10 protein-coding genes are annotated in these 12,086 nt (G+C 60.7%); 4 read left to right on the plus strand and 6 right to left on the minus strand.

Going from position 1 to position 12,086, the window contains the following annotated elements:
- Positions 1-450, minus strand: a complete 450-nt coding sequence (locus EV281_RS16060) for a MarR family transcriptional regulator (RefSeq protein ID WP_132654060.1) — start codon at positions 448-450, stop codon at positions 1-3.
- 122 nt (positions 451-572) lie between these two features.
- Between EV281_RS16060 and EV281_RS16065 the strand changes: the two genes are divergently transcribed.
- The 3 genes from EV281_RS16065 (at position 573) to EV281_RS16075 (ending at position 3,234) form a co-directional block, all read left to right on the plus strand.
- Complete coding sequence (locus EV281_RS16065; RefSeq protein ID WP_132654061.1) at positions 573-950, plus strand: nuclear transport factor 2 family protein; 378 nt, start codon at positions 573-575, stop codon at positions 948-950.
- Between the two features lie 118 nt (positions 951-1,068).
- Positions 1,069-1,446 (plus strand): GFA family protein, encoded by a 378-nt coding sequence (locus EV281_RS16070; RefSeq protein ID WP_132654062.1) that lies wholly within the window; start codon positions 1,069-1,071, stop codon positions 1,444-1,446.
- A 258-nt stretch (positions 1,447-1,704) separates the two neighbouring features.
- Positions 1,705-3,234 carry a hypothetical protein gene (locus tag EV281_RS16075; protein ID WP_132654063.1) on the plus strand — a complete coding sequence of 510 codons (1,530 nt, stop codon included), beginning with the start codon at positions 1,705-1,707 and terminating at the stop codon, positions 3,232-3,234.
- A gap of 136 nt (positions 3,235-3,370) precedes the next feature.
- Here EV281_RS16075 and EV281_RS16080 read toward each other — a convergent pair whose 3' ends face one another.
- The 4 genes from EV281_RS16080 to EV281_RS16095 form a co-directional block, all read right to left on the minus strand.
- Positions 3,371-3,901 carry a gamma carbonic anhydrase family protein gene (locus EV281_RS16080; protein ID WP_132654064.1) on the minus strand — a complete coding sequence of 177 codons (531 nt, stop codon included), beginning with the start codon at positions 3,899-3,901 and terminating at the stop codon, positions 3,371-3,373.
- Positions 3,902-3,909: 8 nt separating this feature from the next.
- Positions 3,910-4,602, minus strand: coding sequence for a fumarylacetoacetate hydrolase family protein (locus EV281_RS16085; RefSeq protein WP_132654065.1), 693 nt, complete (start codon positions 4,600-4,602; stop codon positions 3,910-3,912).
- Between the two features lie 134 nt (positions 4,603-4,736).
- On the minus strand, positions 4,737-6,764 hold the full coding sequence (locus EV281_RS16090; RefSeq protein ID WP_132654066.1) for an adenylate/guanylate cyclase domain-containing protein: 2,028 nt from the start codon (positions 6,762-6,764) through the stop codon (positions 4,737-4,739).
- The gene (locus EV281_RS16095; RefSeq protein ID WP_132654067.1) at positions 6,764-10,537 is read right to left on the minus strand and encodes a FecR domain-containing protein; all 3,774 of its coding nucleotides are present in this window, start codon (positions 10,535-10,537) and stop codon (positions 6,764-6,766) included. The genes EV281_RS16090 and EV281_RS16095 overlap by 1 nt, the downstream gene beginning before the upstream one ends.
- A 131-nt stretch (positions 10,538-10,668) precedes the next feature.
- On the opposite strand from EV281_RS16095, the gene EV281_RS16100 reads away from it, so the two are divergent.
- The gene (locus tag EV281_RS16100) at positions 10,669-11,208 is read left to right on the plus strand and encodes a Pycsar system effector family protein (protein WP_132654068.1); all 540 of its coding nucleotides are present in this window, start codon (positions 10,669-10,671) and stop codon (positions 11,206-11,208) included.
- 31 nt (positions 11,209-11,239) lie between these two features.
- On the opposite strand, the gene EV281_RS16105 is transcribed toward EV281_RS16100, so the two are convergent.
- A complete protein-coding gene (locus EV281_RS16105) occupies positions 11,240-12,079 on the minus strand; it encodes an SDR family NAD(P)-dependent oxidoreductase (RefSeq protein ID WP_132654069.1) in 840 nt (279 codons plus the stop codon).
- Between the last annotated feature and the right edge of the window lie 7 nt (positions 12,080-12,086).

Here is a 12,086-nt window from a genome sequence, read left to right on the forward strand (position 1 = left end):
TCACGGCGGATCGGCAGCGGCGATTTTATCCAGATTTACGATCAATCGCGCCAGCATGGCGACGAATTGCTCCGCTTCTGATGGTGTGAAGCCATCCAAGGCTTCGCGGTTGCCCTGAAACAAGGTTGCTATCGCCTCGGGCATGCGTGTCTGCGCGTCCTCGGTCAACACGATGCGGCTGCTTCGGCGGTCGGCAGGGTCGGGTGTACGCCGGATCAAGCCATCCCGCTCCATGCGGGCGAGCATCTGCGCCATTGGCGGCTGTTCCACCTTCGCGAAGCGGGCGAGATCGCGTTGCGTGCTTGCCTTGCCATTTTTCAGCGCCACCAGAACCGGCAATTGCCCGACGCCGAAGCCGAGCGGTTTGAGACGTGACTCGCTGAGGCGGGCGAAGCCTCGCGCTGCGAGGCTGATGAGATGCCCCGGCGTGGAAAGCACGTCTTCACTCATTCCATTTGCTCGTTGCCTGCCATTGACTAAGTTACATATGTACGTATGTATCTATAGCTGTGGTGTTGGTCAATGCCGGCCCGACCCGCTCAAACGGCTTTAAACCATGGTAAGGAAACAGCATGTCGGAAAAACAGACGCAAATTATCGAGCGCATCTATGAGCGCTTCAATGCGCGCGATATTGATGGGGTACTTGCCGTGCTCGCCGATGATGTCACCTGGGCGAATGGCATGGAAGGCGGCCATGTCCATGGCCGTGAGGCGGTTCGGGATTACTGGACCCGCCAATGGGCGATCATCAGCCCGCATGTCGAACCGGTGGCATTTCGCCATGCGCCAGACGGCGCCATCGAAGTCGAGGTGATCCAGAGGGTCTTTGATCTGAATGGCCAGCCGCTGAAGGGGCAAGATCATGGCCTGAAGGATAAGACAGTGACGCATATCTTCCGTATGGAAGCCGACAAGATCGTGCGTTTTGATATCGGCGATGCAGGTTAGAGGGCAGGCTCATCTCAACACCCGGTTTGCCGCCTGTTCATTGTGTCATAGCGCCATAAGGACAGCCGGGTATCATGCGTCTGCGGCGATCTGATGCAGGTCTCAGGGAGAGGTAAAGATGGAGCGTTCGGCGAAATGCTCTTGCGGCAGCCTGTCGGCCATTGCGAGCGGTCCGCCGCTGAAAGTGTCGGCCTGCCATTGCAAATCCTGTCAGCGCCGCACCGGCTCGGCATTCGGAGTTGCGGTATTTTTTAACGCTGCAGAAGTCGCTTACGCGGGAGAATCCTCCACCTATGTGCGCGTTGGGGACAGCGGCAAGGATCTGACCTTTTATTTCTGTCCGTCATGCGGCTCGACCGTTTACTGGATGCCAGGCTTTCGGCCGGGCCTAGTGGCGATTGCATTGGGCTGCTTTGACGACGTCACCGATCTTGCGCCCAGCCAAAGCGTCTATAACGACGCCGCGCATTCCTGGGTGAGCTTGCGGCTCGAATAATTTCCGGTCGACGCTGTTTGATCCGGTCGTCGCCGTGCCACTGCAGGTGGTTGCCCGTTCCGATGCTACCGCGTTGGGTGCATAGCAGCGGCCGTTCAGGCAATCTGTGGTAGGGCGGCACCAAGAGGCAATACACGTTTTTCTGGAATTTATCAGCAGTACATGCTATCTGTGCATTAGCATCCAATTGCATTCGTCCATTCAAAGCATCCGATGAGCCAATCAAGCCGCAGAGCGTGTCTGCGAAAGGTGTTTGCTATGCGACCGGCAGAAATCGACGTCACTTTCGCTCTTTTTCAGATGGACGTCCGCGCCACCGAGGACTCCGGCGGTGACGAGCCCTACATGTGGATTCTCGGTTTCAAGGCCGACGCGGATACGATCACTGCGCCGCCGCCCGGCAGCCTCTTGCCTTCGATCGGGGTAAAGACGTTCGAAGGCGGCGCTCCGGCGAGCCCCTGGCTGCTTGGGTCCCGCGACGTGGATGCACCGGCTACGCTGCCGATTCCGGCAGCGCTGGGGACGCGTTCGTTCCGCCTTCGGCCGGCCTTGCTGGAAATAGGGGGATGGTTTCCAGGCCTGGGGGGAATGGTCGCGCTGCTTTGGGATCAGGACGCATTCTCGCCCAGTACTTCGGAAGCAGGACAGAAGAAGTTCAATAAGGTATTCGGGCCTGCGCTATCCGTCGAGTTGACGAAGCTGATCAATGGCGGGTACGACAACGAATTATCGCGCGATGCGAACGACATGGTGGTCGCGCCAATAGACAACATCCAGACGCGCCTCGACCGGCTGGGCGATGCGGCCGCACGCAAGAACGCGGTCAAGGCAATCACCAACTCGGTGAAGGACGCAATCTCCGGCCAACTGCGCGACGCGCTGGCCGATGCCGCCGGCCTGGATGAGATCATCGATCCCGACGACCTGCTCGGCATCGACGCTGTGGTTTTCCTCGGAAACGAGTTGAGCGCGGCCGCGCGTGATTTCGAGATGAAGTTTACCGACGACGAGGCCGACTATCTGGCAAAGGGCCACGCCTCGGCCACGCCGGTCAATCTGGCCAAACTGGGTTCGGCTGTGATCGGTGTCGAGCGGCGGCTCGATCGCCAGGGTGCCGTCAAAATGCGTGTCTGCTGGTTTCCCGAGAAAGAGTACAACGCGTTCGCGTTCCGGCTGAAGACGACGACGCGCTATGCCCTTAATCTGCTGAAGGGCGGCCCAATCGCCGAAGTGCGATGGCTGATTGACAACCATATGCTCAATGATGGCGAGGGCAGCGTCACTGTCATGTTCGAACCGGTGGATGACTATTTCGGCCCGCCGCAGGACGACCTGCTATCGAGATTCTACACCGGCGGCAGCGGAACGCTGAAGTACCGTACCGCCGGTCCTGTCCTGGAGGTGTGGAACGAGGATGGTAACGGCATTTACTTTGGCGAGGTGCGTGCCGTCTTTACCTTCGTGGGCGATCCGCCGCTGGCGCCGCAGAACCCTTCGCCGGAGCCGGAAGACTGGATTCGCCGCGGCTACGATCAGACGGAAGACCTCAGCGTCATGGCAGTCGAGCTGGTCATGGACGACGCCTACGAAGCCGACGTGAGGCAGTGCAAACGGATCGCGGGAGAGATTGACCGCAAGCACATTGCGGTCAACTTCGGCAAACTGTTCGTCAATCCAGGCGATCCCCCGCCTTTCCGCCAGAGCCTGCTCGATCGGGTGGCCGCGCAAGCGAGGGTTACGAATGCGGCAGGCGTGGAAATCATCGCGCGTCCAAAACTACAGCGGTGAGGCCAAAAACCAACGAACAATGCGTGCCAGACATCGTAAGGTGTCAAGGCTGGCAGCGCCAGCCGTCGCTGTCGCCACACTCCATTTAGTCGATTCGCCCGCGGCTGACGTCAGTCGATCCGCTCGTGGTCGAGTTTCAATCGATCCGCACCAGATCCCGCGCAAAGCGCTGCCAATTGCCGACATAGTTTCTTGCAGACTGGGTGATCCTGGCGACCGCCTCGTCGTCCAGCGTGCGGATCGCCTTGGCAGGCGACCCGACAATAAGGGAATTGTCGGGGAATTCCTTGCCTTCAGTGACGAGCGCATTGGCGCCGACGAGGCAATTGTTGCCGATCTTTGCGCCGTTCAAGACGGTTGCGCCCATGCCGATGAGTGAATTGTTGCCGATCGTGCAGCCGTGGATGATGGCGTGGTGGCCGATGGTGCAATTTTCGCCGACGCTGACGGGAAAGCCGGGGTCGGTGTGGACTAATACGCCTTCCTGCAGGTTGGTGGCCTTGCCGATCGATATCGGTTCGTTATCGCCGCGCAGCACGGCGCCGAACCAGATGCCGACCTCTTCGGCGAGTTCCACATTGCCGATGACATGCGCGTCGGGGGCGATCCAGAAGGTGCCAGACGAAGGCAGTTTCGGTTTCAAAGCTCCGAGCGCATAGGTCGCCATGGTGTTCCTCAAATCACTTTGAGCGAGAGCGTTGCTACGCCATCGACGCCGCAGGAAATGCTGTCGCCCTTGCTGATGGCGGCAACACCTGATGGCGTGCCGGTCATGATGACATCGCCGGGCGCGAGAACGAAGAGTTTCGACAGCTCTGCAATGATTTCCGGAACTTTCCAGATCATCTGGTTTAAGTCGCCATCCTGCTTCTTGACGCCATTCACCTCCAGCCAAACGCGGCCGGCGGTGGGATGGCCGATGCGGCTTGCCGGAACGATCGGCGAGACCGGGGCGGAATGTTCGAAGGCCTTGGCGAGTTCCCAAGGACGGCCGAGCTTCTTGGCTTCCGCCTGCAGGTCGCGGCGGGTGAAATCGATGCCGACGCCATAGCCATAGATGCAATCGAGCGCCTTATCGGCGGGAATATCTGCGCCGCCGGCCTTCAGCGTCAGCACGCATTCGACCTCGAAATGCACGTCGTTCGACAACGGCGGATAGGGGAAATCGTTGCCTGCGAAGAGATTGTCGGGGTTCTTCTGGAAGAAGAAGGGCGGCTCGCGGTTGGGGTCGTGGCCCATTTCGATGGCGTGGTCGGCATAGTTGCGGCCGACGCAATAGACGCGGCGCACGGGGAAGGCATCTGCGCTGCCTTCGACGGGCAGGAGAACGGGCTGCGGCAGGGGAATGACGGTGGCGGGAAAGGACATGGCGAGGCTTCTTGGCTGATTGACGAGTCTGTCGATATCCTAGACGCAAAAGGCGGCGGGGGGAAAGTGCGCTATGTTTTTGTTCTGACGCAGTTCCGGACGCAAGGTGGCTCCACACCTTTGCTGGAAATGCTTTACAGGGCTGCGTCGTGTTGTGCGAGGCTGCCGCGCATCAAAGCATAATAGGCTGAGAGCTCCGGGATGGCTTTCGGCAGGGTCTCGAAGGCCGGATCTGCTATGGTGAGCGTGCCCGCATATTTGGCTTTCAGGAAGGCGTTATGCTCCGGCAGTGCCGCGCTGTGCGAACCGTAGAGCACGGTGAAGATCGGCGAGGGGACGGTGCGGCCCTTGACGATGATGCGGTCGAGCTCGACCACGGCATACCGGTCGGCGACGAGGCGGGCGGTTTCCTCGCCGAGCAGCAGGGCTACACCGTAATTCTTTGAGGCGCCTTCGAGGCGCGAGGCGAGGTTGACGCTATCGCCGAGGCAGGAATAGTCGAAGCGGCGGGTGGAGCCCATATTGCCGACGATGCATTCGCCGGTGTTGATGCCGACACCCATTTTGAGGACATGCAGCGGCCGGCCGGTGGCGGCTGCCTCACGCTCCAGCTCGCGGTTCAGTGTGCCGATCGCATCCTGCATGGCAATCGAGGCCTTCACGGCATGCAGCGCATGGTCGGGATCATCCAGCGGCGCGTTCCAGAAGGCCATGATGCAATCGCCCATATATTTGTCGATCGTGCCGCCGTGATCCATCACCACATCCGAGAGCGGCGTCAGCAGGCGGTTGATCAGCGTCGTCAGCTGCTCGGGATCGTCCTTCATCGTCTCGGCGATGGTGGTGAAGCCGCGCACGTCTGAAAACAGGACGGTCAGCGTGCGCCGCTCGCCGCCGAGCTTCAGCTGCGAGGGATCGTTGGAGAGGCGGCGGACGAGATCGGGCGAGATATATTGGGCGAAGGCCCGGGTGATCTGGTGCTTCTGATGCCGCTCCTGCGCGTAATCGAAGGCCGCCTGGCCGAAGGCAACGGCGACGAAGGCGACGGTCGGCCCAAGCGGCGAGACGAAGATATGGGTAAAGCGGATGCCGGCATAACTTGCCGCCGCGAAGGCCAGCACGGCAGCAGCGGTTGCGACCAGCGTGCGCCAACTCGTGGCCTTCCAGACAGTGGCTGCAGCGAGGGCGACCGCAATGAGGATGCAGATCGCGACGACCGGCAGGCCGGCTTCGGAAATCGCCAGGCCGTGGACGATATTGTCGTAGATGGTGGCCTGCACTTCGACGCCGGAAATCAGCTTGCCGGTGTGAACGGTATAGGGGGTGGCATAGGCATCGACGCCACCCTGGTCGATCTCGGGGGCGTTCTGCAGGCTGAGGCCAACGAGAACCACGCGATCCTTGAAGATATCGGGCGGCAGGAAATTTTTCGGATCGAGCGCCTGATAGTAGGAGACCGTCGGGTAGCTGCGGGCCGGGCCGAAGGACTGAATAAGCGACCCCGCCGGCAGATGCGGCGCCTTGATGCCCGTAGCCTTCGCAAGCTCTATGGCAAAGCCATCCTCATAGGATGGAACGTTGCGAAAGACGCCGTCGCCATTCAGCGTGATGGAGGCGATGCCGGTGCGCGCGCCGGCCTCGGTCATCTGCGGCAGCGGCGTGGTGCGCAGCAGCTGATCGGCTTGCGGTGTCTTGATCAGCGTCTCGTCGCCGGCAAGCACCACATCCGGGCCAACGACCGATGATATCGCCTGGTCGTTCTCGGGCGTCGAGGGCTCGGCCATGATGATATCGAGGGCGATGGCCTTTGCGCCGGCAGCGCGCAGCTGGCGCACGAGTTCGGCATGCAAGCTGCGCGGCCAGGGCCATTGGGCGTTTATGTCGGCAAGTGAGGGCTCGTCGATCGCCACGATGATCGGCCCGCCATCGGGCGGAGACGGGTCGTCGATGGTGGAGAGATAGTCGAAGGTGCGCAGCTCCGTCAGCGTCCAGGCGGGCAGGCGCGACATCAGCGAGATCGTCACCAAGGTGATCAGTGCCAGCACCAGAAGACGGATGCCGCGGCTGGAGAAAGGCCAGCCGGGCGGGCGACCAGCCTCAAGACCCGGTTCTGGCGACCGCTCTGCCTGAAGACGTCGCAGGGCGGCCGGGCGCGCCATCATCAGAAGCGGATCTTCAGGCTGCCCTTGAAGGCGCGGCCCCAGCCTGGGGTGCCGGGCAGAACCTCGAAATCTTCGTCGAGCAGATTGTAGGCAGCAGCCTCCAGCGCGATGCGCTTGTCGAAAGGCTCCCAGATGAGATGGGCGTCAAGGCTCCAGTAATCGTCGAGTTTCGTGCCAACCAGATCGCCGGTGCGTTCGCCGATATAGTTTGCAGCAACGGTCGCTTTGACCTTGGCTTCGTTGACCCAGGTCAGTGCGATCTGGCCGGAGTTTTGCGGAATGAAAGGCAGGTCGCCGTGGTAATTGAAGGTCGTCGGATCCTCGTTTTCAGAATCCATATAGGCATAGGTGGCCGAGAGGCCAAAGCCGGATCCCAGAGCAAGGTTGGCCGTAACGGCAGCGCGATCGATGGTGCCGCGCCCGTAAGTCTGGCTGTCGATGAGCGCGAGGCCGGTGACTGGCAGACCAATCGAGAAATCGTGCAATTCCTGATGCTGGTATTCGACCGACGTGAAGAAGCGGTCCGTCCATTCGGCATCCCATTGCAAGGCAACAGTATCGGCGTAACCCTCTGCTCCGACCGAAAACTGGTTGGCCTGCAGGCCAAGGATGCCGACCGGCGCCAATGATGGTACGCCCGTGTCCAGGCCCTGACGCATGAAGGCTGCGCGTAGCCACTGATTTTGCACGGGCTGCCAGGCAAGGCCGAAACGCGGTTCAAGCCGGCTGACATCGGTATCGTCGCCTTCCAGGCGTGTGGCGAACAGTGCGTATTCACCCTTCAGATCAGGCGTGATTTCGTGCAGGAGATCGATATAGGTGCGGCCGATATTGACGCGGCTGTTCTCGTCGGGCGGACCAATTGTCTCCTCGTCCACCAACACTAAGCCCGGTATGAGGGTATCGAAATGCCTCATCGCTTTGCTGCTACTATCGGTCCATCCGCCTTCGATACCGTATCGCCAGGTCAGGGTGTCATCGCCGATGCTATGGCTGATTGCCGCTATATAGGTTTTGGAGGCACTCTCCAGGCTTGTTTCCATGAACGGAATAAGATCTGGAGCGGGGGCACCGGTCGCGTCGGAGGCATCAAACGTCTGATCGAAGACGGTTTTCGCCTTACCCTCGGAATAAAGGAGTGCGGTATTCAGCACATTCCGATATCCGAAGGTGTGGCTCCAGCCGACACCGCCAATCGTCGTCTCACCCTCATCATATCTGTTCTGATAGAGGGGCAGCTCCAACGTCGGTATTACACCGCCTAAGACCGGCAGAAAGAATTCTTCGTTCAGGCGATCGGTGAAAGCGGTGCTTGTCGTCAGGGCGTTGAGCGGCCCGTAGGCTTTGCCGTGATTGATGAAGCTGACGATACGGTCATCCGGCGTCAGCGTGGCCGTCAGGTAGGCATTGCCCGTGAGCAGTTTTTTGTCCAGCGCGAATCCACCGAAATCGCGGTAGTCGCCATCCAGCGCCAGCTCTTCCCAGGTCAGGTTGCCGTAGAAACTGATCGGGAAGGTAGCGTTCGAATAGCCCTGGATTTCCGCTTCGCCGGTGCGGCGCGTATGGCCGTCGACGCTGTTGATGCCGCCGCCGAGCGAGCCTTCGATGAAGGGCACATCGAACAGCGTTGCCGCGCGGGAACGGCCGGACAGCATGTGCGGGGAGAGCAGCAGACCCTGGATGAAGGATGAATAGCTTGACGCATTGTTGCGGTACTGGATGACATTGTCATCGCTGAAGCTCGTCGCATTGACGAATGGGAAGATGCTGCCCTTGATCGACTGGTCGATATAGCCGCTGCCTTTGAAGGGATCGAAGACGGCATCGCCATAATAGCGGCCCCAGGCATCCAGTCCCTGCAGGCGGAAAGCGTTGTTCAGGGTCGAGCCGGCGCTTTGATTGGCGCCGAGCCCGCTGAAATCACCGCCGCGGGCGCGCGAGCGGCGCAGGAATTCCTGCGCGTTGGCGATTGCGCCATCGGCATTGTAGTCGTCGATATCAACGGCGGTGCGGAAGGCTGAGATGACCGGATCGTTGTCATCCAGGCGGTTGGCATTGTCGAGCGCCTGTTCCGAGGGGAGGCGATCGCCCTTCTCGTAATGGGCGGCGGCAAGCATCAGCTGCGATTGCGAGTGACCCGGATTGGCGGTGCTTGCGGCCAGCAGATCTTCCAGCGCCTTGTCGCGCTCGCCGGTCTGCAGATAGTAGCGGCCGCGGGCGAGCAGGGCGATATCGAAGGATGGATCGAGCGCGATCGCCGTATCGATCTCGCGCTTGGCTTCCTTCATGCGCCCCTGGTCGAGATAGAGGATGGCCAGATTGGCATGCGCTACTGGATCTTGCGGATCGAGCTCGATCGCCTTCTTGAACGCTTCTTCCGCCTCGCGATTGGCATCGCGCGAACTCTGCAGCAGGCCGAGCGAATTCAGCGTGCCGGATGCGCCGGGTGCCAGCTCGATGGCGCGGTTCAGGTCCGCCAGCGCGCCGTTGATATCGCTCTCATAGGCAGCCTTGTAGCCGGCGCGGGCGGCGAGCGCCATTGGATGATCGGGGTCGAGCGCCAGCGAGCGTTCATATGCTTCCTTCATCTGCTTGCGGTCATCGACGAGCTGCGCGAGCTGGGCGCGGATCGCCGGCAGGGTCGGATCATCGGGATAGCGCTGTTCCGCCTTCTTGATGATGTCGAGGGCTGCGCGCGGGTTTTCCAGGAAGCCTGCCGTATAGGCCTGCATGATTGCGCCATAGGGTCCGGCGGTATTTGCTGGCGGCTGTTCGGCATGAGTAGGATCGGCCAGCGAGCGGGCAAAATAGCCGCCATATTGCGCCATGTTGCGGCGTGTCGGATCGAGATGCGGCAGGGCTTTTTCGAAGAGTTTCGCGGCATCGCCATAGCGCTTTTCGGAGCCGGCGATGGTCGCATCAAGCAGGTCGACGCGCGCCTGTTGGGCTACTGTCAGCTTGCGGCCGCGGATATTTTGCAACGTTGCAGCAGCGGCTTGACGCCCGTCGAAGGCGCTCTGTACTTCGGCAAGTTCCAGCCAGTCTTCCGTCGTGCGGCGTTCGGGCGGCAGTGCCAGCAGCCGGCGGCGCTCTGTCGCCATGCGGTCGGCGCGCAGCGGCGAGGTCGGCATCAGGCCGAAGCCGTCGCGCAAGTCCAGATAGAAGAGCATCTGCTCGCGGTCGTCAGGATTGACGCTGATAATTTTGTGCGGCGCCTGCCCGATAGTAGCGACAGCGCCTTCGCCTTCGTTGACGTCGACGCTGCCCTGCGGATTGGTGAGCGAAACGCGGCCTTCGAGCACGATCATCGAGGTCTTGGCGCCTTCGACAGTCATGGTCCAGTCCGTGCCGCGGATAGCGGCGGCGGCGGCAGGCGTCTCGACCGTCAGGCCCTGGCCGCCGCGCTGGGCGCGCGCCCAGATGGTACCGGATTGCAGGTTGAGGATCGTGTCGCCCGTCGCAGACATTTTCTTGACCTGCAGCGCCGAATTGCGGCCGAGGCGAATCTGCGTGTGATCGGAAAAGAGGATGGCGAGCTGACCGGTGGCATTGGTGCGCAGCACGTCACCATCGAGCAGGTCCTGATTGAGATCGACGACGCGCCAGTTGGTGACATCGACGAAGCGCACTTCCTCGCCGGCCTTGCGTGCAATGACGGAGCCTGCAACGGGCGTCGGGCGCTGCAACGGCTCGGCCGCAACGGGAAATGCAAACAGAAACGATGTGATCGCAAGAGACGTGCTTGCGTTCAGAAAAGACTGCCACCCCGACATTCCAGATACCCCCGCATCCTTTTCCCCTTTGGCCAAGCAGGGTTTAAAAGTCAAGCCGGATGCACACGTGTTCTTGCTTTAAGCTTCGAGTGTATTATTAGGGAAACACTATTGCAGGCCGGGGGATTTAAGTGAGCGAGTTCGAGATTTACGCGGAATTGCCCTCCGCTTCTCCATCAAGCGAGGATATCGGTTCGGAATATTTCGACCATATCAAGAAAATCAACGACATATTCTACGATCAGATTAAGATATCGGATCAGAAGGCGGCGTATATCTTTACTTTCATGCTCGCCTTTCTTGTGAGCTCCGCCGAGGTCAGGGCGGTCTTCACCTTTGCGCGCTATGCGCAGGGCACGCCGCAGGCCATTCTCTTTTCCGGGCTGCTGGCGGCGGCCTCGGTCTTCTCGATTCTCTCGGCCATCCTCGTCGTGCTGCCGCGGCGGCTCGATCGCTCCACCTCAATGTTCTGGGGTGCCTGGCCTAGACACCGCGACACTTTCTTCGAGGCAGCCATCCGCCGCGACGAGCGCTATCTCTTCGATCAATATCTGGAAAATGCCGACATTCTCTCGCATATCGCCCGCAGCAAATACCGCTTCGTGACGATTGCGTTCCGCGGGCTGATGGTAACGGTCGTGGCGTATGTGCTGCTGCTGGTGATGGCTTGAATCCGCATCCGGCCTCGAAAAGGCCGGTGATTTAGCTCTTCGCAAAGTCAGCCGCTGTGAGGGGAACAGGCCTGTAGCCATTGGTGTCGGCGATGTCATATTCCCGAGCAAGCTCGGCCGCGACCAAGACTTGGCCGGATTTCGACATCAGCGCAGGGTCTCGCCAGAGTTCTGATATGACGTGGCCGATGAACTGTGGCGACTCGGAATTGGACAGGTCGAAATATTCGGCATTCTGCATGACCGCTTCGGTGCGTACCAGGCCGGGATAGAGGGCGACGGCGGCGACATGGTGCGGACGCAGATCATGCGCGAAGTCTGCGGCCATCTTGTCGGCGGCGGCTTTCGCAGTGCCGTAGATCGCGTTGCCGTCGTAGAATTGCGCTGCCCAGAACGAGATATTGACGATCAGGCCGCGCTCGGCCGAGACCATGACGGGTGCAACCGCACGCGACATCATGAAAGCCGCCCTGAGCGCGGTGCCGATCATTGCATCCCACCGCCACACAGGCTGCTCCCAGAAAGCGCGAGGCCAAGTGAAATCGCCGTCCTCAACCATGTTTTCATAGCCGGGCCACGCATTGTTCACCAGAATGTCCAGCCTGCCGCCGGCCCTGATCTCTGCGGCGACCTGCTCGGTTTCAGCATCGTTGCTGTGATCGCAAGGATGAACGACGAGGCGTCCGGGCAGGTTCGCAGCCTCAAGCGCGAGCCCTTCCAGCGAGCCTGTGCGTTTGCTCCCGTTTGCTTCCGCCTCCGAACGCGTCCTTCCGGTCACATGGACCGTGGCGCCCTCGGCGAGCAAGGCAAGCGCAATCCCGCGGCCGACACCGCGGCTTGCGCCGGTTACCAGGGCCAGCACGTCTTCCATGCTGATG

Source organism: Rhizobium sp. BK418 (assembly GCF_004341105.1).
Lineage (GTDB): Bacteria > Pseudomonadota > Alphaproteobacteria > Rhizobiales > Rhizobiaceae > Rhizobium.